The 22,971-nt window shown below is 32.5% G+C and carries 21 protein-coding genes and 1 tRNA gene; 12 read left to right on the forward strand and 10 right to left on the reverse strand.

Annotated features, from left to right (window positions below; translation table 11 throughout):
* Nucleotides 1-15: 15 nt before the first annotated feature.
* The 6 genes from ACZ2G2_RS03815 (at nucleotide 16) to ACZ2G2_RS03840 (ending at nucleotide 8,217) form a co-directional block, all read left to right on the forward strand.
* Entirely contained in the window at nucleotides 16-753 is a 738-nt protein-coding gene (locus ACZ2G2_RS03815) for a peroxiredoxin family protein (protein WP_470394057.1), read from the forward strand.
* Nucleotides 740-2,029: a DUF5686 family protein gene (locus ACZ2G2_RS03820; protein WP_470394059.1), complete on the forward strand. Its 1,290-nt coding sequence runs from the start codon at nucleotides 740-742 to the stop codon at nucleotides 2,027-2,029. Before ACZ2G2_RS03815 ends, ACZ2G2_RS03820 begins: the two co-directional genes overlap by 14 nt.
* Before the next feature lie 63 nt (nucleotides 2,030-2,092).
* Nucleotides 2,093-4,504: an efflux RND transporter permease subunit gene (locus tag ACZ2G2_RS03825; RefSeq protein ID WP_470394060.1), complete on the forward strand. Its 2,412-nt coding sequence runs from the start codon at nucleotides 2,093-2,095 to the stop codon at nucleotides 4,502-4,504.
* A gap of 36 nt (nucleotides 4,505-4,540) precedes the next feature.
* Nucleotides 4,541-5,971 carry an asparagine--tRNA ligase gene (asnS, locus tag ACZ2G2_RS03830; protein ID WP_090838062.1) on the forward strand — a complete coding sequence of 477 codons (1,431 nt, stop codon included), beginning with the start codon at nucleotides 4,541-4,543 and terminating at the stop codon, nucleotides 5,969-5,971.
* Between the two features lie 126 nt (nucleotides 5,972-6,097).
* Nucleotides 6,098-7,558 (forward strand): RNA polymerase factor sigma-54, encoded by a 1,461-nt coding sequence (rpoN, locus tag ACZ2G2_RS03835; RefSeq protein ID WP_470394062.1) that lies wholly within the window; start codon nucleotides 6,098-6,100, stop codon nucleotides 7,556-7,558.
* A 53-nt stretch (nucleotides 7,559-7,611) separates the two neighbouring features.
* Nucleotides 7,612-8,217 carry a hypothetical protein gene (locus ACZ2G2_RS03840; protein WP_470394064.1) on the forward strand — a complete coding sequence of 202 codons (606 nt, stop codon included), beginning with the start codon at nucleotides 7,612-7,614 and terminating at the stop codon, nucleotides 8,215-8,217.
* Here the strand turns inward: ACZ2G2_RS03840 and ACZ2G2_RS03845 are convergent.
* From ACZ2G2_RS03845 to ACZ2G2_RS03890, 10 genes are all read right to left on the reverse strand, one after another.
* Entirely contained in the window at nucleotides 8,212-8,907 is a 696-nt protein-coding gene (locus ACZ2G2_RS03845) for a porin family protein (RefSeq protein ID WP_470394066.1), read from the reverse strand. The genes ACZ2G2_RS03840 and ACZ2G2_RS03845 overlap by 6 nt on opposite strands.
* A 158-nt stretch (nucleotides 8,908-9,065) precedes the next feature.
* Nucleotides 9,066-9,536 (reverse strand): ExbD/TolR family protein, encoded by a 471-nt coding sequence (locus ACZ2G2_RS03850; RefSeq protein WP_281847268.1) that lies wholly within the window; start codon nucleotides 9,534-9,536, stop codon nucleotides 9,066-9,068.
* 11 nt (nucleotides 9,537-9,547) lie between these two features.
* Complete coding sequence (locus ACZ2G2_RS03855) at nucleotides 9,548-10,156, reverse strand: ExbD/TolR family protein (protein WP_101204119.1); 609 nt, start codon at nucleotides 10,154-10,156, stop codon at nucleotides 9,548-9,550.
* Between the two features lie 2 nt (nucleotides 10,157-10,158).
* Nucleotides 10,159-10,602 (reverse strand): hypothetical protein, encoded by a 444-nt coding sequence (locus tag ACZ2G2_RS03860; protein WP_470394069.1) that lies wholly within the window; start codon nucleotides 10,600-10,602, stop codon nucleotides 10,159-10,161.
* 34 nt (nucleotides 10,603-10,636) lie between these two features.
* A complete protein-coding gene (locus ACZ2G2_RS03865; protein WP_281847266.1) occupies nucleotides 10,637-11,419 on the reverse strand; it encodes a MotA/TolQ/ExbB proton channel family protein in 783 nt (260 codons plus the stop codon).
* A gap of 221 nt (nucleotides 11,420-11,640) precedes the next feature.
* Nucleotides 11,641-11,728: transfer RNA gene (locus ACZ2G2_RS03870), tRNA-Ser, on the reverse strand.
* A 71-nt stretch (nucleotides 11,729-11,799) separates the two neighbouring features.
* The gene (locus ACZ2G2_RS03875) at nucleotides 11,800-12,831 is read right to left on the reverse strand and encodes an asparaginase (RefSeq protein WP_470394071.1); all 1,032 of its coding nucleotides are present in this window, start codon (nucleotides 12,829-12,831) and stop codon (nucleotides 11,800-11,802) included.
* A gap of 127 nt (nucleotides 12,832-12,958) precedes the next feature.
* Nucleotides 12,959-13,726, reverse strand: coding sequence for a TatD family hydrolase (locus ACZ2G2_RS03880; RefSeq protein WP_470394073.1), 768 nt, complete (start codon nucleotides 13,724-13,726; stop codon nucleotides 12,959-12,961).
* Nucleotides 13,727-13,804: 78 nt separating this feature from the next.
* A complete protein-coding gene (locus ACZ2G2_RS03885) occupies nucleotides 13,805-14,557 on the reverse strand; it encodes a tetratricopeptide repeat protein (protein ID WP_470394074.1) in 753 nt (250 codons plus the stop codon).
* A gap of 4 nt (nucleotides 14,558-14,561) precedes the next feature.
* Nucleotides 14,562-15,143 carry an RNA polymerase sigma factor gene (locus tag ACZ2G2_RS03890; protein WP_101204224.1) on the reverse strand — a complete coding sequence of 194 codons (582 nt, stop codon included), beginning with the start codon at nucleotides 15,141-15,143 and terminating at the stop codon, nucleotides 14,562-14,564.
* 136 nt (nucleotides 15,144-15,279) lie between these two features.
* Between ACZ2G2_RS03890 and ACZ2G2_RS03895 the strand changes: the two genes are divergently transcribed.
* The 6 genes from ACZ2G2_RS03895 to ACZ2G2_RS03920 all read left to right on the forward strand — a co-directional run bounded on the left by ACZ2G2_RS03895 (nucleotide 15,280) and on the right by ACZ2G2_RS03920 (nucleotide 22,684).
* Nucleotides 15,280-15,720, forward strand: coding sequence for a hypothetical protein (locus tag ACZ2G2_RS03895; protein ID WP_090838082.1), 441 nt, complete (start codon nucleotides 15,280-15,282; stop codon nucleotides 15,718-15,720).
* A gap of 74 nt (nucleotides 15,721-15,794) precedes the next feature.
* The gene (locus ACZ2G2_RS03900) at nucleotides 15,795-16,781 is read left to right on the forward strand and encodes a hypothetical protein (protein WP_470394075.1); all 987 of its coding nucleotides are present in this window, start codon (nucleotides 15,795-15,797) and stop codon (nucleotides 16,779-16,781) included.
* Between the two features lie 173 nt (nucleotides 16,782-16,954).
* Nucleotides 16,955-18,913 (forward strand): PKD domain-containing protein, encoded by a 1,959-nt coding sequence (locus ACZ2G2_RS03905; RefSeq protein WP_470394076.1) that lies wholly within the window; start codon nucleotides 16,955-16,957, stop codon nucleotides 18,911-18,913.
* A gap of 38 nt (nucleotides 18,914-18,951) precedes the next feature.
* Nucleotides 18,952-21,540 carry a CHAT domain-containing protein gene (locus tag ACZ2G2_RS03910; RefSeq protein WP_470394077.1) on the forward strand — a complete coding sequence of 863 codons (2,589 nt, stop codon included), beginning with the start codon at nucleotides 18,952-18,954 and terminating at the stop codon, nucleotides 21,538-21,540.
* On the forward strand, nucleotides 21,524-21,976 hold the full coding sequence (locus ACZ2G2_RS03915) for a retropepsin-like aspartic protease (RefSeq protein WP_470394078.1): 453 nt from the start codon (nucleotides 21,524-21,526) through the stop codon (nucleotides 21,974-21,976). Before ACZ2G2_RS03910 ends, ACZ2G2_RS03915 begins: the two co-directional genes overlap by 17 nt.
* 60 nt (nucleotides 21,977-22,036) lie before the next feature.
* Nucleotides 22,037-22,684: a response regulator gene (locus tag ACZ2G2_RS03920; RefSeq protein ID WP_090838092.1), complete on the forward strand. Its 648-nt coding sequence runs from the start codon at nucleotides 22,037-22,039 to the stop codon at nucleotides 22,682-22,684.
* Nucleotides 22,685-22,971 lie beyond the last annotated feature (287 nt).

Consider the following 22,971-nt stretch of genomic DNA (forward strand, 5'->3'; position numbering starts at 1 on the left):
TTTAAATTAATACTTATGAAGTTTTTAAAATCTATTGCTTTCTTATTGGCATTTTTATGTTTTGGCTTACTACAAGCACAAGACTATAAGTTTTTACCTTCAGACCAACGTCTTTTATCCGATGAGGAAGTAAAAACTATGGAGATAGCAATTACTCCAGATGTATTATTGTACAACGAAAAAGGTAAACTTTTACCAATGTCGCAAGTACAATTAATGACTAACTCTGACTACAAACCCTTATTTTACGTAGATCAAAACAAAGCCATAAAATCGATTGTATTTAAACGTGTTAAAGCGGCAAACAATGTTATAGCTAAAAATCCTGAAGCTAATTTTACTAAAGGCGAAAAAGCGTTAGACTTTATTACCACAGATTTAGACGGAAACACCATTAAATTATCTGAACTAAAGGGACATGTTGTGGTACTTAATTTTTGGTTTACTAAATGCGGACCTTGTATTAAAGAAATGCCAGAACTAAACAAACTAACGGCTAACTTCAAGGATAAAAAAGTCAAGTTTTTGGCTATCACTTTTAATTCTAAAGATTTAGTAGAACAGTTTTTAGAAGACGCAGATTTCAACTTTACAATCGCACCTAATGCCAATGACGTTATTACCACGTATGGCGTTCAAAGCTATCCTACATCAATCGTTATTGATAAAGAAGGACATATTGTAGCTAAAGAAATAGGTTATAGAACCAATATAAAAACGGTACTTACCAAAGCAATAAATGCAGCACTATAAATTATTAAAGCTTAACTATTGTCTAGTTATATTAAGCTTTTTTAGTATAACTTCTAGTTACGCCCAGGATCCTGAGGGTAACAATTTAAAAGTAAGTGATTCTACAAAATCCGGAGAACTTTTAAAGCAAATTGGAAATGGTTTTTTTCCTACCAAAGTATGGAATTTTGATTTGCGTTACCTAATTAAATTTAACCAATACGAAGGATTTAGAACAGGTTTAGGCGGAATTACAAACGATAAATTTTCAGAAAAATACAGAATTGATTCTTACTTAGTTTACGGATTTAAAGACGATAGTTTTAAATACAAAATAGGTGGTGGATTTAGGATCAACAAAGACACCAAAACTTGGTTTAACATTTCTTATGTTGACGATTTAAAAGAAACAGGAAGTTCTGCCTTTATAACAGATACCCGATCGTTTTCTTTTTTCGAACCGCGATTACTAAACATAGATTTATTTCATAAACATATCACTTCTTCTATATCTTTAGAACATGAGATAACCCCAGAACTATACACAAAAACCGAATTAGCAATAAGCAACATAAGACCAACTTATGCTTATAACTATAATCTTAATGGACAAAAGTATAGCGGTTTTGAAACTACAACCGCAAAAATAGCATTGCAATGGGATCCATTTAATAATACCGAAAAAAATAAAGAAGGCGCTACTATAAAAAATGAAGGGTATCCAAAATTTACATTACAATACACCAAAAGTTTTAGAGATGTACTTAACGCGGACTTTAATTTTTCTAAGTTAGATTTTAGAACCATTCATAAAATAAAACACAACAAACACTCTTACACCATAGGGACTTTATCTGCCGGTATAGCACATGGAAACACGCCTTTAACGCATCTCTATCATGCCTACCCTAACAACATTACTAAAGAAACCATTTTGCAACGATTTTCTGTAGCCGGTATAAACAGTTTTGAAACCATGTATTTTAATGAGTTTTTCTCGGACAGATTCTCTACACTTGTTGTTAAACATTATGTAAAACCTTTTGCCATAGCTAAACACTTTAATCCACAACTAGTGTTAGTTACGCGTTACGCAGTAGGTAACATGAATAATATATCTAGACACGAAAACGTAAACTTTGGTACTCTAGAACAAGGGTATACAGAAAGTGGTTTTGAGATTAACAAATTGCTATTCGGTTTTGGACTAAGCGGGACTTACAGATATGGTGCTTATCACTTACCTAACGAAGAAGATAATATCGCAATAAAATTCACTTTTAATATTACATTATAAAACTAAATTTGTCTTACTAAATACAATGGTTTTATATACCTTTGCTCCGTTTTTTAGAGCATTATGTTTAAACTATTTTCAGCAAATTTCTGGGACGTTGTAGCAAGAGTAATTTTGCGCAACAAAATAACTATTCTTCTTGGAGTAGTTGTCGTTACTATACTTTTTAGTACACAATGGAAGTATATGCGTTTTACGTATAGTGAAGCCAACCTACTTCCAGACGACCATGAAGTAAATATAACTTACAACGACTTTTTAAAAGTCTTTGGAGAAGAAGGTAACCTGGTGGTCTTAGGTGTCAAGGACACGACACTATTTACCGTAGAAAAGTTAAATGCCTGGAATGCCCTTTCTGATAGTTTTAGAAACGCACCAGAAGTTGAAACAGTAGTTTCAATAAAAGACCTACAAAAATTAGTAAAAGATCAAGAACACGAAAAATTTACGCTAGAACCGTTTATAAAAGATTCGGTTTCAACTATAGCAGAAATCGAAAAACTGCAAGATCAGCTATTTAACCAATATCCTTTTTACGATAACTTTTTATTTAATAAAGAAACCAAAACGGTTAGAACAGCCATATACTTAAAAAAAGATATAGTTAATACGCCTGCAAGAAAAGACTTTATAGTAGACAATCTAGTCAAAAAAATAGAGTCTTTTGAAAAAGCAGAAGGCTTAGATGTTAGAGTTTCTGGGATGCCTTATATTAGAACACTTAATGCTCAAAATATAGTAGATGAGATTAATCTATTTGTTCTTGCTGCGTTATTAGTCACCTCATTAATTTTCTTTTTGTTTTTCAGATCATTTAGAGCCACACTAATATCATTAGTTGTTGTTTGCATTGGTGTAATGTGGACGTTAGGAATCCTAGGGATGCTTAGGTATGAAATCACAGTGCTAACAGCCTTAATTCCGCCATTAATAATTGTTATCGGAATCCCAAATTGTATATTCTTAATAAACAAATACCAGCACGAGGTCAAGTCGCATGGTAATAAAGTAAAAAGTTTACAACGTGTTATTACCAAAGTTGGTAATGCCACATTAATGACAAACGTAACTACTGCTTCTGGTTTTGCTACATTTATCCTAACGGAAAGCACATTACTTAAGGAGTTTGGTGTTGTTGCCTCACTAAGTATACTTGCTATTTTTGTATTGTGTCTTTTAATTATACCAATAATTTACACCTTTTTACCTTATCCTAAAGAGCGCCATTTAGAGCATCTAAACAAGCGTTGGATTGGGGGTTTTGTAAACTGGACGGTACGTATGGTAAAAGACAAACGTATTACTATTTATATTACTTCTATTGTTTTACTAATTGTATGCTTGATTGGTATTTTTCAAATAAAAATATCTGGAAGTCTGATAGAAGACATGCCTAAAAAAGCAGAATTTTTTCAAGATATCAGATTTTTTGAAGAAGAATTTGATGGTATCATGCCTTTAGAAATAATGATTGACACCAAGCGTAAGCAAGGCGTTATGAAATTGGCTACCTTAAAACGAATGAATAAAATTGAAGAGTTTATAAACGAGACTCCTGAATTTTCTAAACCTATTTCAATTGTAGGATTAGTAAAATATTCTAAGCAAGCTTACTATAACGGTAATCCAAAATACTACCAATTACCAACTAGTATGGAAAATAACTTTATATTATCCTATGCTAAAAACTCGACTTCAAATGTCGATTTACTAAAAAACTTTGTTGATAGTACTGGACAATATGCGCGTATCACCACCTTTATGAAAGATATTGGGACTGACAAAATGGAGCGTATTCAGGAAAATTTACAAGATAAAATTACTAATGTATTTCCCGAAGAACAGTACAATGTAACCATGACTGGTAAAGCATTAGTTTTTCAAAAAGGAACAAAATATCTAGTAAAAAATCTAGCCATATCATTGTCTTTAGCAGTTATTTTAATTTCGCTATTTATGGCATATATGTTTCGATCGTTTAGAATGATAGTTGTATCATTAATTCCAAACTTATTACCGTTAGTCGTAACTGCTGGATTAATGGGTTACATTGGTGTGCCAATAAAACCTTCAACCATATTAGTCTTTAGTATTGCATTTGGAATATCTGTGGATGACACCATTCACTTTTTGGCAAAGTACAGACAAGAATTACAGGCCAATAATTGGAAAATAAAAAAATCTGTTTATGGCGCTTTACGCGAAACAGGTGTTAGTATGTTTTATACATCTATAGTATTGTTTTTCGGATTTTCTGTATTTATAATTTCAAGTTTTGGAGGTACAGTAGCATTGGGTGCATTAGTATCAGTAACACTATTATTTGCGATGTTATCTAACTTACTTTTATTACCATCGTTATTATTATCTTTAGAACGAAGCATTGCCAATAAACAAGTATTAAAAGAGCCAACAATTAATATTATACCACGAGACGATGATGATGAAAACACATCTGTTTCCGAAGAAAAATAAAAGAGAACACTCTATTTTTAATTAAATTTTTTAAAAATGAAATCATTTACAGTAGCCACTTTACTTAAAGAAACCAAATTACAAGAAATACAAATAAAAGGTTGGGTTCGTACCTTTAGAGCCAATAGATTTATTGCTTTAAATGACGGTTCAACATTACATAATATCCAATGTGTAGTCGATTTTGAAAACACAGACGAAGCACTATTAAAACGTATTACAACAGGTGCTGCAGTTTCCATAACAGGAGAACTTGTAGAAAGTCAAGGAAAAGGACAATCTGTTGAAGTAACAGTAACTAAAATTGAAATTTTAGGAGACTCTGATCCAGAAACATATCCAATTCAACCTAAAAAACACAGTTTTGAGTTTTTAAGAGAAAATGCACACTTACGTACGCGTACAAGTACGTTTAGTGCAGTTATGCGTTTACGATCTGCATTATCTTTTGCGGTACATAAATACTTTAACGACAATGGGTTTTACTACATGCACACGCCAATAATAACAGGTAGTGATGCAGAAGGAGCAGGAGAAATGTTTAGAGTAAGTACTTTAGATCAAAAAAATCCACCATTAACAGAAGATGGTAGCGTAGACCAAACTAAAAACTTTTTTGGAAAAGACACAAACCTTACTGTTTCTGGTCAATTAGAAGCAGAAACATACGCCATGTCTTTAGGTAAAGTATATACTTTTGGACCAACATTTAGAGCAGAAAACTCAAACACATCACGTCATTTATCAGAATTTTGGATGATTGAACCTGAGGTTGCTTTTATGGACTTAGCGGGTAATATGGATTTAGCTGAAGACTTTATGAAATCGGTTATTTCTTATGTATTAGAACATAATGCAGACGATTTAGAGTTTTTAGACAAGCGTCTTTTAGATGAAGAAAAAACGAAACCTCAAGCAGAGCGTAGCGAATTATCTTTAATCGAGAAATTAAAGTTTGTAACAGAAAACAACTTCAAACGCGTTAGTTATACTGAAGCTATTGATATTTTAAGAAACTCTAAGCCTAACAAGAAGAAAAAATTCAATTATATTATTGAAGAATGGGGTGCAGATTTACAATCAGAACACGAACGCTTTTTAGTAGAAAAGCATTTTAAATGTCCTGTAATATTATTTGATTACCCAGCAAATATCAAAGCTTTTTACATGCGTTTAAACGAAGATGGAAAAACGGTAAGAGCTATGGATATTTTATTTCCAGGTATTGGAGAAATAGTAGGAGGATCGCAACGTGAAGAACGTCTTGACGTTTTAAAAGAAAAAATGGCTGTACTTGATATTCCTGAAGAAGAATTATGGTGGTACTTAGATTTACGTAAATACGGAACTGCAGTACACTCTGGTTTTGGTTTAGGTTTTGAACGTTTAGTAATGTTTGCAACAGGAATGGGAAACATCAGAGATGTAATACCTTACCCTAGAACACCTCAAAATGCTGAGTTTTAAACTAGCTTAGATAAACTATGAAACAAAACCGTTTATCTAATTAATAAAATTATATATTAAAACAATCTACTAAAATCAAAAATGTAGATTGTTTTTTTTATTTTTATCCTAATTCTAAAACAAATCATGCTTAAACAATATTTACAGTTCAAATTATCGCAAAAGTTGTCGCCACAACAAATTCAATTAATGAAATTGATACAGTTGCCAACGCAAGCATTTGAACAACGTTTAAAGCAAGAGTTAGAAGAAAACCCTGCATTAGATACTGGGAAGGAAGAAAATGATGACGAGTTTGATAACGATCTGGATAATACTCAAGATGACTTTGATGATAACGAAACAATAGATGCTGGAGATATTAATGTAGATGATTACTTAAGCGATGACGAAATACCAGATTACCGCACAAGCGTAAACAACTACAGCGCGGATGATGAAGAAAAAAGTGTCCCTTATGCTGCCGGAACATCTTTTACGCAACATTTAGTAAACCAATTAAATACGTACCGCTTGTCTGATGACGAACGTGATATTGCCGAGTTTTTAGTAGGTAGTGTTGATGAGAGCGGATATATCCGTCGTGTATTAAGTGATATTGTAGACGACTTAGCATTTACGCAAAGTGTGTATACAGATGAAGAAAAAGTTGGCAAAGTCTTAAAAATAGTACATCAATTAGATCCCGCTGGTGTTGGTGCAAGAAACCTTCAAGAATGTCTAAGCATACAATTACATAGAAAAGAGAAACAACCAGATGTACAATTAGCCACAGACATTATAGATAATGCATTTGATCAGTTTACAAAAAAGCATTATAAAAAATTAATGCAGAAATTTGATATTACTGAAATTCAATTAAAAGATGCCATTCACGAAATTGAACGTCTAAATCCAAAACCAGGAGGATCATACGCAGGTAACAATAGAATTGTAGAACACGTCGTACCTGATTTTGCCATAAAAATAGTAGATGGCCAATTAGAACTAACATTAAATGGTCGTAATGCACCAGAATTGCATGTATCTAGAGAGTATAATAACATGCTTAAAGGTTACAAAGAAAGTAAAGACAAATCTAAGTCGCAAAAAGATGCGGTTATGTTTATCAAACAAAAACTAGACGCAGCAAAATGGTTTATAGACGCTATTAAGCAGCGTCAACAGACTTTATTTGTTACTATGAGTTCTATTATGAATTACCAAAAAGAGTTCTTTCTAACAGGTGATGAGCGTAATTTAAGACCTATGATTCTTAAAGATATCGCTGACGAGATAGAAATGGATGTCTCTACAGTCTCGCGTGTTGCAAACAGTAAGTATGTTGACACACCTTATGGTACAAAACTAATTAAAGAATTTTTCTCTGAATCAATGACTAATGATCAAGGAGAGGAAGTATCTACAAGAGAAATCAAAAAAATATTAGAAACTGTTATTGAAGAAGAAAGCAAGAAAAAGCCTTTAACAGATGCGGCATTAGCAAAAATATTAAAAGAAAAAGGGTATCCTATTGCGCGCCGTACTGTTGCTAAATATAGAGAACAACTAGACATACCTGTTGCTAGATTACGTAAGAAAATCTAATGTTATCAATTACTAAACATTAACACTTACAAACAGCTCAATACCTATTTAAAATGAAATGGATAATTAAAAGCATATCGGTTGTTTTTCATCCTATAATAATGCCTTTATTGGCAATTCATTTCTATTTTACAAAATCACCACGTTTTAGTCCAGAACCGTTTGTATATGCTAAGTTAGTTTCCATAACTATACTTTCTGTAGTGTTACCTATAATGGTTTATTTTCTATTAAAAACATTAGGTAAAACGGAGACTATACATTTAAAAACAACTAAAGAACGTATTATACCTTTGGTTGTTAATTGCGTTATTGTAAGTTTAATTATATACCGTGTATTTCCAGAAAATCAAATAGTAGAGTTACACTACTTTTTTGTAGCCGTACTACTATCAAACTTAACTTGCCTTGCACTAGCACTATTAAAATTTAAGGCCAGTATACATTTAATTGCTACAGGTGGTGTATTTATGTTTTTTGTTGCGTTTGCGATACATTTTAGTATCAATATAAATGGCAGCTTAGCCTTGTTTGCAATAATTACAGGTGCAGTAGCGACATCTAGATTATATCTGGAAGCACACACACCTAAAGAGTTATTAGCAGGGTTACTAATTGGGATTATACCGCAATTAATAGTATTAAAGTATTGGTTATAAAATATAAAACATTAAACCAACCTTGATTGAAGACATATCTAAAGACTTAGAATCTATAGTTTGATTATCAAACATCGTATTCAATCCATAGTACAGATAAAAATTCCACGTATTGTAACCAGCACTCAACGTTAATCCATACTGAAGCTTAGTAAAAGCATCGGAATTAGTCAATTTGACATCTTCAGGATCTCCTAAATATTTAGTTCCGTTGGCAAACACATATCCCATTTTAAAACCAGTATAAATTCTCCAAAAGCTATATTCAGTTGGCGTAGATGTCCTCCATCTATATTGAATAGGCATTTCTACTATATAAGTGTAAAATTTATTTTTAGAATAGCTTGTTTCGTCTTCATCAAGTACCGAGAATGATGTTACTCCATTACTCTCTGAAATCAATAAGTCTTGATTATAAGAATTAAAAGACAATCCTAAACCTACTCCAATAGCTTTGTTTCTATTTTTATTTATCGGCATGTCTCTAATAACCCCCATGTGAATACCACTTGAGAATGAATTTTGAGAGACCTTAGCTGGTTTGTTACTTAAAAGATTATACGTTATACCCAAATAAAATTGATCCTCTCTGTAAAGCGAATCAACAACGAATTGGTAACCCACTGCCTCCTGAGCAAAACTAGTTGGTGCAAAAAATAGAACCCCAAATAAAAATATTATGTATTTCATACGTAAAAAAAATGCATATAATAATCAGAATTACCTAACAGAACAAAAATAATCTAGTTTTGCAACTATAGATAAATCCATTACCATAAAGATATAAAAAAACAAAAGGTGTTTTGAAAATTCAAAACACCTTTTTGCTATAAAATTAAGAGTAATTTTTATTTAAGTCCACTACCTTTTTTAGTAGTATAATTAATTTTCAATTGTCCTACTTTACGTAATTGTTGCTCGATATCTGATATAAGACCCATGTTTGTTTCTTTATCAACTTTTAAAGCTGCAATTAATTGTGGTATTTCAGCTTCACGCTTAGATGCGCGCTCTGCAGCCACAAAAGATGCAATTTCATTAATATCTGCAAACTTATCGTTTAATTGAATTTTAGGTTCCTCACCCATGCTTTTATATTGGTCACTTGGTTTCCCAGCGTATATAAACATGATTAAGTTTTTTTGTCCTAATTTTTCAGTTTCCGCAGCAGACGGTAAATTATTTTTAATTTTCAAACTACTGTCTCTCATTACGGTAGCTACCATAAAAAAGAATAATAGCATGAATACAATATCCGGTAGAGATGCTGTAGAAATAGCTGGCAATTCTTTACTGCCTTCTTTTTTGAATTTTGACATAGTTTAATAAATTATTTAGGTTCTGCTTTAGAGATAATTCTAGGATACTTGTCCTTAATATTATCAATTTTAGCTTTTAACTTTTCACTTTTAAATTGAGGTGATTTAGAATCATCATAAGTCAACTCCATTTCTTTAAAAGAACGTCTGTAAAGCCTTTGCGCTAAACGTTCTCTTAATTCAGTGTAAGCACTAACCAATTGATCATAAGCTACAATAAACGTATTGTAATCTGTAGCTCTAGAATGGGTTATAGAGATAATTGCTTTTTCAGGGTGATCTGAAGACGCAGGGTCTTTAGCACCATTACAATAATCACATTTCTGCTTTGCTGCATTCTCTCCTCCACCGTTATCAATAAACGCTAAAGCTGCTGCTTTTAAATCTTTGACATCCATTAACTCCTCTTCAACCAACATTTGGTTGTCCTTGTTTAACTCGACAGTAAAGATATTTTTCTGCTTAATAACAGTTTCTGGTGGTGGGATATCTGGTGGCAGTTTTGAACTAATACCAGAATCTACTTCAATAGTTGTTGTAACTAAGAAGAATATTAATAATAAGAAGGCAATGTCAGCCATAGAGCCGGCATTAACTTCTGGTGCTGATCTTTTTGCCATAATTATTTAATTAATTTTTTAATACCTGAAAAAAACATCGTCGCAATTGCACCTAAAATAAGGATGTAAAATGCTACTAATCCAGCACCTACCATTGTAGACTCGCCTTCTGATGCTACTAATCCATTGTATTTATAGATGTTAGTATCTCCTCCTGAAACAACATAAGCAACTAATAGTACAGCTGCAAAAGCACCTAAACCAATTAATGTACTTTTTAGTGATTTACCACTTGTAAATAAGTTTTTTAAGATAAAAAACAATACAAATGCTAATACTAGTCCTAATGTTATGTAAGCTATAATAGCCATTGGCTCTACAACTGAAGTGTCACCATCTAAGGCTAATGCCTTAATAGTTTCATCTCCTTTTACAATAATATTTACTAAAACTCCGATACCAGCTAAACTCAATACTAAAGCAACTATTTTTAAAATCTTGTGCATATTCTTTAATTTTTAAAGTTAGTTATTGAGTAAATTATTTCTTGTACTTAGATAACATATCCATTAAGTTAATAGAAGAGTCTTCCATATCGTTAACAATACTATCTATCTTAGCGATAATGTAATTATAAAAAATTTGTAATATAATTGCTACAATAAGTCCAAATACAGTAGTTAATAAGGCTACTTTAATACCCCCTGCTACTAATGATGGTTGCATATCTCCTGCAGCTTCAATTTTATCGAAAGCTTGGATCATACCAATTACAGTTCCCATGAACCCTAACATTGGTGCTAATGCGATAAATAAAGAAATCCAAGAAACGTTTTTCTCTAATTGTCCCATTTGAACTCCACCGTAAGCTACAACAGCTTTTTCAGCAGACTCTAAGTCTCCATCTGCTCTGTCTAAACCTTGGTAAAAGATAGAGGCAACTGGTCCTTTTGTGTTACGACAAACTTCTTTAGCAGCTTCTAAACCACCTGATTGAAGTGCATCTTCTACATCTTGAGTTAACTTTTTAGAGTTAGTTGTAGATAAATTTAAAAAGATAATTCTTTCGATAGCGATTGCTAATCCTAGAATTAAACATAATAATACAATACCCATAAAACCTGGTCCACCTTCAATAAAACGTTTTTTAAGTTCTTGGTGAAACGTTAAGTTTTCGTCTGCAGTTGCAGCAGCAGCAGTAGTTGTATCTTGTTGTGTAAGTACTACAGTAGTTGCAGCAGTCATTGCAGCACTAGTAGTTGCATTTGCAGTTCCGAATGCCATGATACACGCTATGGCTAGGATAGAAAAAATTCTTTTCATTTTGTTGTTCTTAATTTTATTAGTTAAAGTGTTAAAGATATAAAAAAATTGTAATTAAAAATAAAAATAACAAAAAGAGCTGAAGTAAAACCAATAAGTTTTGCTTTTTACTACTAAAAGTTATCAAAAAAACGCAAAAGTTTAAGATGTTTGTCAATTAAAGGCTTTTTTATAACGTAAAAACCATTTCAATAAAACACCCGTCCGTTTCAAATTTCTTGCAGAGAGAAAGGGATTCGAACCCTCGATACGCTATTAACGCATACACGCTTTCCAAGCGTGCGCCTTAAGCCACTCGGCCACCTCTCTGTAAATACTACTAATTACAGTAGGGCAAATAACAAAAAAAAAACTATAAGTTAAAATTTTATGGGTTAATTTTAAGACATTTCTCCTCGCAAAGCCGTTTCATATATGGTTTTGAATAAGTTAGCAGATATATTTTCTCCTAACAAATACATTAATTTACACAATGCAGCCTCTGTTGTGATGTCTTTTCCGGAGATTAAACCTATTCTTTTAAGCTTTTCACTAGTTTCATACTGTCCCATTAACACACTTCCGCCTGAACATTGTGTCACATTAATAATAGGAATACCTTTATTTACAGTGTCTTTTAGCAGCTCTAAAAACCACTCTTCTGTAGAACAGTTTCCTGCTCCATACGTTTCTAGAACAACACCTTTTAACCCTTCTGTATTAAAAATACTTTCTAATATGTTTTTAGAAATACCAGGAAACAACTTTACTAAAGCAATATTAGAATCTAATGCTTTATGCACCACCAAGCCTTTTCTTGCATTTGGTTTAAACAAATACTCGTTATTAACCTTTAAATGGACTCCGCTTTCTGCTAAATCTGGATAATTTAAACTAGCAAATGCTTCAAAATGCTCTGCATTAATCTTTGTGGTACGATTAGCACGGTACAATTTATATTCAAAATACAATCCAACTTCTTTTATAACGGGTTTATTATAATACTGTAAAGAAGATATTTGTATTGATGTAATTAAGTTTTCTTTTGCATCTGTACGTAGATCGCCAATAGGTAGTTGCGACCCTGTAAAAATGACTGGTTTTGCTAAATGCTCTAGCATAAAGCTTAAAGCTGAAGCAGTATAGCTCATAGTATCACTACCATGTAACACAACAAATCCATCAAACGCATCATAATTAGTCTCTATAACTTCTGCTATTTGAATCCAATAGTCAGGATTCATGTTACTAGAATCTATTGGTTGGTTAAATGAATACGTTTCAATAGCACATTCTAACAACTTAAGTTCTGGAATACGGACTAATAAATTCTCAAAATCAAAAGCACGCAAAGTTCCTGTTTCAGGATCTTTAATCATACCAATGGTTCCACCTGTGTATATAAGGAGTATATTAGGAATAGTTTTAGTCATAGTCTTAGTAGGTGTTACCCAAAATTATTATGCTTAATTAAAATATATAATTATGCGCAGTCCTTGCAAATATAGTGTAAGTATAAGTTAGCAAATAGGTTTTACCTTTATGCTTAATAAACCAAACTTATATACCAAAAACTGCTTTTGAATTGTCTGTAGTACAATCTGCTATTTGCTGTTCTGAGACTTGATATATTTCAGCTAACTTTTCTACCACCTTAATAATGTAGCTACTTTCGTTACGTTTACCTCTGTATGGTTTTGGTGCTAAGTAAGGCGAATCAGTCTCTAAAACGATATGTTTTAAATCTATTTGATTTAAAAACTGATCTATTTTTCCGTTTTTAAATGTCGCTACTCCTCCAATACCAAGCTTCATGTTATATGATATGGCTTGATGTGCTTGCTCTAAACTTCCCGTAAAACAATGAAAAATACCATATAAATCGTCACCTTTTTCTTCTTCTAAAACTTGAAATACCTCATCAAAAGCATCACGACAATGTATTACAATTGGCAAATTATGTTGTTTTGCTAATTGTATTTGTTGTCTAAATGCATCTTGCTGTATCTCCAAAGTGCTTTTGTCCCAGTATAAGTCTATACCAATTTCTCCAACAGCATAAAATTTATGCGTGTTAAGCATCTCTGTAACATGTGCTAACTCGTCTTTATAATTTTCCTTTACGTGTGTTGGATGTAAACCCATCATTAAAAACACCTGTTTTGGATAGTCTTTTTCTAACTGCAACATACTATCTGTATATGTACTGTCTATTGCAGGAACAAACAATCTAGATACGCCTGCATCCAATGCGCGTTCCATCATTGTTTTTCTATCTTCATCAAAAGCTTCGCTATATAAATGTGTATGTGTATCTGTAATTATCATGTGGCAAAAATAAAAAAGTCATCATGGATATGATGACTTTTAGATAAGTATTTTACGTCCTTATATAAGGTGTCTTTATTATTCTAATTTTTTCAATAACGTTAGTGCTTGACTATAATCATCTGCATCTGCAGGTATTGTCTTTAGTATAGCAATACAAGCTTCGTTTTTATCTTGCTTTAACTTACTAAGCGCTAAGTACCACTTGGCTCTGTTGATATAGGCAGAACTTCCTTGTGAGATTATCTCTAAAGTTGTTTCCGCTTTAGCGAAATTATCTAACTCGATATTAGTAATAGCATAATAAAAGTTATACTCCACATTATCAGGGTCGTCCTGTAGTAACTCTTCCAAATAAGTCCTAGCCTTCTCATACTCCTTATTATTAAATGCTTTTGTAGTTTTAATTAACAGCCCCACGTTACCTTCTGATCCTCTAACCGAAAAATCTACCGTTTGATGTGTGTTAAAATCCGAGTAACTTGCGCCTCCTGAAAACTGATTATACACAAAAAAGCCCATTATTAAAGCAACACTTGCTGCTATGGCATATTTGTATAAACTAAATGTCTTTTTAGATTCTACATTACCCGTTGTTGTTTCTTTATTAAAATGCTTTGCAGAAATTGCTTCTAAATTAGCTTTAAAATCAGCATTTTTTTCTTCGTTCCCAATGCTATGTTCTAAGTTGGAAGAAAATTCTTTATAGATAGTAAAGGCTTCTTTAAAGGCATGGTCAGTGTCTAACCTAGCTTTAAAATCGATTTGTTCTTCTTTGGATAAATCACCTGATAAATAAGATTCAAAAAGGGTGTAATCTTGTGCTTCCATAACTTTAATAATTAAGTTGATTAAATGTTGGCGACTCTTGAACTAACTTGGTTAATTGCCCGATACAAAGTGATTTTTTCTTTCGTGCGTAAGCATAACTTATATCTAAACTTTTAGCAACTTCTTCCATTGACTTGGTTTTAAAGGTTGCTTTAAGTAAATCTTTACAAGCCGCTCCAAGTTTTTGAAACATTTGATTAAATAAGACTTGCTTATCTTCAAATAGTGAGGTTTCAAAAGACAGCTCTTGTGCGTCGTCATCTTTAGATAGCACCTCTTCGTTAATTGTTACCTCTTTTTTATTGTTTTTTTTCAAATAGTTTAACCACTTACGTTTACACAATAAAAAAAAATAAGCATCAAAAGGACACGTTAATTGCAATTGTTTTTGACTGCCCTGATTATATATAGTTATAATGGTGTCCTGAACAATGTCTTGCGCTTGATCTGCATCGCCACTATTCTGCTTTATATAGTTAATCACTTTAGGGACAAACGTATCATATATAGCTTGTATAATAAAGGAGTTGTTAGCCACTAGGCCATCAACATACTTCTGGTCTTCGTGTATTTTTTTCTCACTCATAAACCCTTTGTTTCCAACGAATTTAAAAAAACTTAAGTAAATAAGGGTAACAAATTTTAAATGGTTTTGATATAAGGGTGTAACAGACAAAATCTGACAACACAAAAACTAAAAATAAATTTAAAACTTAGAAATTATGAGACATTCAATTTTAATTATCGCAACAGTAGTATTAGGATTATTAAACGCTAATGCTAACACATTAAAACCAATTAGTAACTCAACAACATTTTTAGAAATTACTAACGATGACGTTATCCAAGTTTACGACTGGACAGTAACTACAACAAACGGAACATTTTCCGGGACTGCAACAACATTATTTGAAGCTAAAAAACGATCTAATATAGTAGGACAGACTGAAGTTGTTTTAGAACGAAAAATAACCAACTACTTTGTGCTAAGAAGCGAATTACTTAAAAAAGATAGTCGTATTTACTTTTGGGAAGTTAAAAGCGAAAAAGGATATGCTAAGGGATTTTCTACATCAGAATTTTCAGCTAAAAAAATGATTGATTTAGTAGCCAAAGGTGATATTGTATCCTACAAAATAATAGCAAACGGAAACACAAAATAAAAACCACTTAAAACAGGGTAACAAAACCATTACCCTGTTTATATAAAGCTGTAAAACAACTAAACTTTAAAATTATGAAACATTTAAAAACAATTTTAGGAACCTTTTTTATCACCACTTTATTTTTTACTAGTTGTGATCCTCAAGATGATAATGATGATTTTGACTCTCAAAACAACATTATTCCGGCTACTGCGCAAGAATTTAAAAATATTAGAACTAACGCCTTAGCTAATCACACACAAAATTTTCAATTTGATCCTAGCGATGGAAATATTACACTAACGTCTGCAAATGGTGTGCAAATAAACATCAACGGAAACTGCTTAACATTAAACGGAAACCCAGTAAGCGGACAAGTAGATTTAGAATATGTAGAGCTATTTGACAAAGGAAGTATGCTAACCACACACAAACCAACCATGGGCGAATTGCCAAATGGCGATAAAAGTGTATTAATATCAGGAGGTGAGTTTTTTATTGAAGCGACCCAAAACGGGATTCCATTAACTACCAATTGTGGTTTACAACTAGTAATACCAGCTAGTTTAACAGGCGGTGCAGATCCTTTAATGTCACTTTGGGAAGGTCAGATTGATGCAGAAGACAACCTAACTTGGGACGAAGTAGATAACCCAGCACAAGGTGCAGATGTTTTTGTAGAAGGAACTGAGTATTATGGCATACTTCAAGGTTTTGGATGGTCAAACGTAGATCGTTTTTACAGCGATTCTAGGCCAAAAACACAACTACTAGTTCAGGCACCAAACGGATATGATTTTTCTAATAGTGCTATTTATTTATCATACGACGGAGAAGAGTCTGGTTTAGCAGCTTTGGATACCTTTGATGATACTTTACAATTATTTAGCGAGCATTATGGACAAATCCCAATTGGATTAGAATGTCATGTTATTTTTGTGACTGAAGATAATGGGGTTTGGAGATACGCTATCAAACCAGTAACAATAGTAGATAACGGAACCATCGTGTTTACCTTATCAGAAACCACTACCGGTACTGAAGCTGCACTAACAGCATTAATAAATGGTTTACCATAACCATTAGCCTACTTAAATTTAAAAGTCAGAAATTAATTTTTCTGACTTTTTTACATCCTAATCCTTTACCAAAACCCACCAATTATTTACTCAAACTCACCAATAATCGATTTATAAATAGGCATCTATAAATTAATCACTAAATTTATTCCGCTATTAAATCAATCTCAAACATGAAAACGCTTTTCTCCTTACTTCTAACCTGCTCTGTCCTATTAGGTCATGCGCAGCAACAACCCGTAAATGACACCGTAACACCAATTGCCACAATAGAACATAAAATGGTTGGTAATCAAGTGCAATTTAATGCCAATGCACCCGCATTAAACCAAATAGCAGGTGCCCCAAAAGCTTTTTACACTAATTATTGGGAGTTTGGAGATGGTACGTACAGTAAGGAAAACACTCCATCAAAAAGCTATAAAAAAGCAGGAGAATACGAAGTAAAACTTTGGGCCACTAATAATTACGACACCGGTAAACCACCAACCACACGACCAAAAAAGATTAAGGTAGATAATGCTGACAGTACCATTAGCGAGCAAGCCTCTATGGATGATGGCATAGATTTGCAACGCAACAGAGAGCCTATCCCAGAAGAGGAAATAGTAGTAATATTTAAATACAAAAACAAAAAAGACTACGCGACCAATGGTAAACTAATGCTGTTTTATAATGAAACCGTTTACAACGATGCCAATTTTGAAATCACTGATACCAGAACATATCATGGCGAAACTAAACAAGACAACAACGATTTTGTTTACACGTCTAAAACGGAAAACAATACTTATTACGCTTCCGCGGAAACTCAAAGCTTGCGTGCTTATTTTACACCTCAAGATTCTACCGAAAGACAAAACTTACCATTAACCCTAGCCGAAGCAAAAGCAAATTACAAGAACTCAAGTCTATTAAGCTTTAACAACATGCAACCTAATGAGGAGCGTAATGTATTTTACACATTAAAAACAACGCCCGAAATGCTAAAAGATACCAGTGCTATAATTTCTGTTAGAGGCGTTTATATTCCTGATAATAATTATGACAACCACAATGTAAAAGACATGGAAATGGAAATTGTGACATCTCATGACCCAAATAAAATGTCATCAAACTCGACTTTTTTAAACTACCGATTGGTACGATTTAAAAAACCGAAGTTTAAAATTAGATTTCAGAATAACGGAGAAGGTCCAGCGTCTACCATTAGACTAGAAACTGACATACCTGATATGTTTGACAAAGCATCTATTGAGGTCCTAGACATGTATCCAAAAGTCAAGATTTGCCCAAAACACGATGTGCAATACAGCTGTTTAGACACAACATACACTGCAAAGCAAGCCATTTTTACATTCAAAAACATTTATTTACCAGGTAGCGAGCAAAAAAATGTAAAAGTCTACGACTCCACAAAAGGCTTTGTTAAGTATCAGATTAAGTTTGGAAAGGATTTTCATAAACAAAAAACAAAATCCCGTACAGCCATAATTTTTGATAAAAACGATCCTATAATTACCAATTACTCGACAACTAGGTTTTTGCCAGGTATTTCAATTGGCGCTAAAGCCGGTTACAACTCGTTTTCAGATTTAGATAATTCTAAAAGTTATTTTGTTGGTGCTACAATATCACCTTACAAATCATATAAATGGTATTGGCAAGTCGAGCTTTTAAATAGTTTTCACACCTATAACGGACAATCAACCTTTACCAACACTTTAGATGAAGACACACCAATTGGGTTCCCATATTGGGAACGCACAACAACGACAAAAGCATATGATAATATTGATTGGGAACTTCCTGTTCTTGCTAGATACAACATCAATAATTATATTGGTCTAGGCGCAGGATTACAAGGAATGTTATCTGTCAGCGAAAAAAGCGAGGTCACCGCAACTACCAGTTATTTTGAAGATGAAGCAGGTACATTTCCAGTCCCAAATTTAGATCCGACATCATCCACTACATCAGAATCGTCATCATTTGCCAATTTCAGAACAGGCTTTTTAGTGGAAGCTACTGCTGGTTTTGCAAGAATTGGGCCTAGCGTTGGCGCTCGTTATGTTTTCAATTTTAAAGAAAACTACAACTACATGCAGTTTTATGCCATTTGGAAGTTTTAAGTAACAGAAGCAAACCCTATTTAGCCTTTATTTTTTTTATGAAACATAGCCTTATCATATTCTTTTTTTTAATCTTCGGAAGTTGTTTTTCGCAAGATTTAGAAGAAGCTATTTATGTTGCTACAGAAGCTTTTAATGCAAACCGAAATCCTGAAACATTTTCGAAATTATTAAATAAAGAAACCGATTTTAAACCGCAACTAAAAACAAAAGACCATTATTTTGCCTACTTATTTTTATTAGTAAACAAAGCCAATCATTTAGACAATATCAATCAACAGACAAAAGCTATTGCAGCTTACGAAGCAGCTTTAGATGTTTATAACCAACAAGAGTTAAACAAAGTATATACCTATAACATTACAGAGTATTGCTTAAAACCATTAGGCATCCTTTATAATAAGGTAGGAGATTACACCAACGCAGAAAACACTATTAAACACTATCTTTTTCTTGCCGAAAAACAAAAAGACAACCCTAACAAAATTAGTGGTACTATAAATTTAGCACAACTATATTACACTATTGGTAAATTTAAGTCTGCAAATACTGTAGCTAAAAATGGATTAAACACTAACGGACTAACCGCTAGTCAAAAGCAAAAACTAATTCAAATAAATGTTAATTGCCAAATTGCCTTAAATCTTATATCAAGTATAGAAGATATTCCTACCAAAAATAATGTGGAGGCGTATAACCTGAACACGTTAGAAACAGATTACAATCTTGCTATCAAAACAAAAAAACACAAACAGGCGCTCCAACATTTAAATAAAATAATATCCAAAGCCTATAATAACACTACTAGTAGCAGCAGAATGCTAGCAAAACTGCATGTCAAAAAAGCACAACTTCACTATAAATTAGATCAGTCTGAAGCGTCCTTAACGGAACTAAAAGGAGCATTAAAATTTTTGATTCCTAATCAAGATTATGATGGACTTCCAAAAAAGGAAACCTTATATCCAGAAAACACCTTTATAGATATTTTTGACTTACTTGCTGTATTACAACCCAATCATAACAATGCATTGGCTTGTTACGATTTAAGTTTTTATGTCTCCAACTTGCTTACTAGTACCTTGACCTCTCAGGAAGCGAAACTTATTCATTTAAGCGCCAACAGAAAACGAAGTGAATCTTGTATAAATTTACTTTTTGATGCTTTTCAAACAACCTCTAATACAACTTATATTGAACTCGCCTTTAATTATGCAGAGCAAAACAAGGCAGCTATTTTAAAGGAAATGGTTGGCAAAAAAACACTACTAGAACGTTATCCTGAAGACAGCTTATTAATACAAGAAGGTTACTTTTTAAAACAACAAGCACGTTTAACCAACACATTGATAAAAGCACAGTATCAAAAAAACGGGATACAAACAGACACTGTAAGCCAAGCGTTAACCACAGTAAGTAGGACCTTAAAACAGTTACAAGAAAATATTAACAATAAATATCCTGAGTCCAGAGATACTTCAGCATCAATCCAACAACTTCAAAGTAAATTAAAACAAGATAATGCCTTATTAGTTGAGTACTTTTATGGCGAAACAGATGTCTTTCAATTTATAATTTCTGATAAAAAAATAGCGCTTAATAAAATTAAAAAAGACTCCGTTTTTGATCAGTCTATAGCAAAGTATATTGACTATTTTAATAATTCGTCTGCAATAAACAACAACATCCCAAATTTTACAGCAGACGCTTTTAACCTCTATCAATTATTACAGTTTGACACTACTTCAGTATCCAAAAATGTAATAATCATAACCGATGGTTTTTTAAACTTTATTCCTTTTGAAAGCTTATTAAGCCAAAAGACAAACACTACTAGTTATTCCAAAATGCCCTTTGTTGCTAATACCCAAACTTTAGCCTACAATACAAGTGCATTATTATATTTAAACACTTCTGATTTCAAATATACCGATAGTGTTTTGGGTGTCTTTCCTGTATTTGAAAACAGTAACGCCACACTAACTTACTCTTTAAACGAAGCCGAGAGCATAGATAAACAAACCAATGCTAAATTTTTAATGCATCAAGCCGCTACCAAAAACGATGCCTTACAACAAGCAAAAAATTACGGTGTTTTACATTTATCTACACACGCAAGCAGTGGTACATTTAACATCCCAGCAAACATTGATTTTATTGACCAAAAATTATTTTTAAACGATCTTTACAGCCTTGATTTAAACAATCAATTGGTTGTGTTAAGTGCTTGCGAAACTGGCATAGGGCGACTTACAAAAGGGGAAGGTAGCATGAATTTGGTTCGTGGGTTTCAATATGCGGGTATTGAAAACATTCTATTTTCATTATGGAAAATTAATGATTTATCGACGTCTAAATTAATGGCTTCATTTTACAAAAATTACAACACTACAAAGTCGCCTTTTGCAGCTAATCATTTATCAAAATTAGATTACTTAAATGACCCATCTATTTCAAATGTAAAAAAGTCACCATATTACTGGAGCGCCTTTATGTATTATGGGCATTTAACGCCGATCACACCAACTAGTAAAACAAAATATATCCTTTTTACTTTTATTGGTTTAGGTATTGCTTTACTTTTATGGATTATAATACGTAGACGCAAAAATGAACAACACACTTAAAGACTTTTTATTTGCCAAAGACTATATTAGAGTTAAACTAAAACTAACTAAAACCAATCATTTTGAAATAAAAGCAACTATTAATGGTGTAAAAGGATTGTTTATTTTAGATACTGGTGCTTCCAATAGTTGTGTTGGTTTTGAAGCTGCTCAAAAATTTGAACTAAAAAAGGTCAAAGACTCTAAAATACTAGCTGCAGGAGCAGGTGCTACCAATATGGCAACTCAGGTTTCTAAAAACAATACTATTAAACTAGGACGTCTAAAAATATACAAATCGGCTTTAGTATTGTTTGATTTAAGTCATGTTAATACGGCATTAATAAACCACAACGCACAACCTGTTGACGGTATAATTGGAGCAGACATTTTAAAGAAGGTAAAAGGAATAATTGATTACGAAAAAAAATATTTGTACCTTAAAAAATTAGTATAAGCCTTTATTTTTATTTAGTTTTATTGGTTACAAACAACCTCCCAAAAGACCCTTTAATTTATGAGTGCAACTATTGTAATAGCAGATGACCACCCCTTAATGCTAAGAGGCCTTTCTGATTTTATTACTTCCAAAGGATTTGATATTATTGGTAGCGCCGAAGATGGTCAAACAGCTTACAATCTAATTGTTAAGCTAAAACCAGATTTAGCATTATTAGATATTAGAATGCCTAAAATGACAGGCTTAGAAGTTGCAGAAGCTTGTTTTAAAAACGAATTAGACACAAAAGTTATCCTGATAACCTTTGATAACGAGGAGCATTTATTTGATAAGGCTAGAGCATGTAATGTTTACGGTTATATATTAAAAGAATTTGCTGTAGAAGAAATTGAAACCTGTATTGCTCATACCTTAAAAGGAGAACATTACTTTAGTCAAGAAATGGCGTCTTACCTTAATGCTAAGGTCACCTACTCTAGCTCTACCTTAACAGAACTTTTAACACCCACAGAGATTAAGGTGGTTAAGCTATTATCAGAGAAACTGACCTCAACAGAAATTGCAGAACAACTGATGTGTTCTCCAAGAACCATTGAGAAGCATAGGAGTAATATTGTAAAAAAATTAGATTTAAAAAAATCGCATAACGAGTTGATGCTTTGGGCAAATATGAATAAAGACATAATAAACGACGCTACCATATAAGTCAAAACCCAATATAACACTAGCTTAAGATATATTAAAAGCCTTAAAACAACTTTATGTTTTAAGGCTTTTAATATTTATAAAACCAAATAAAAATACGTAGTTCTACGTATTTCACAGGTCATTTATATCTTATACCTTTACATTGCTATTAATCAATTTTGGGAGAATTGATAAAGCTCTAAAACGGATTTCTGTTTTGGAGCTTTTTTTTTGAAATCACCTCAAATTAAAATACGTAGTTCTACGTATTTCATAGGTTATATAAATAATTTACCTTTATAGTA

The sequence above is a fragment of the Olleya sp. KKT75 genome (assembly GCF_055635485.1).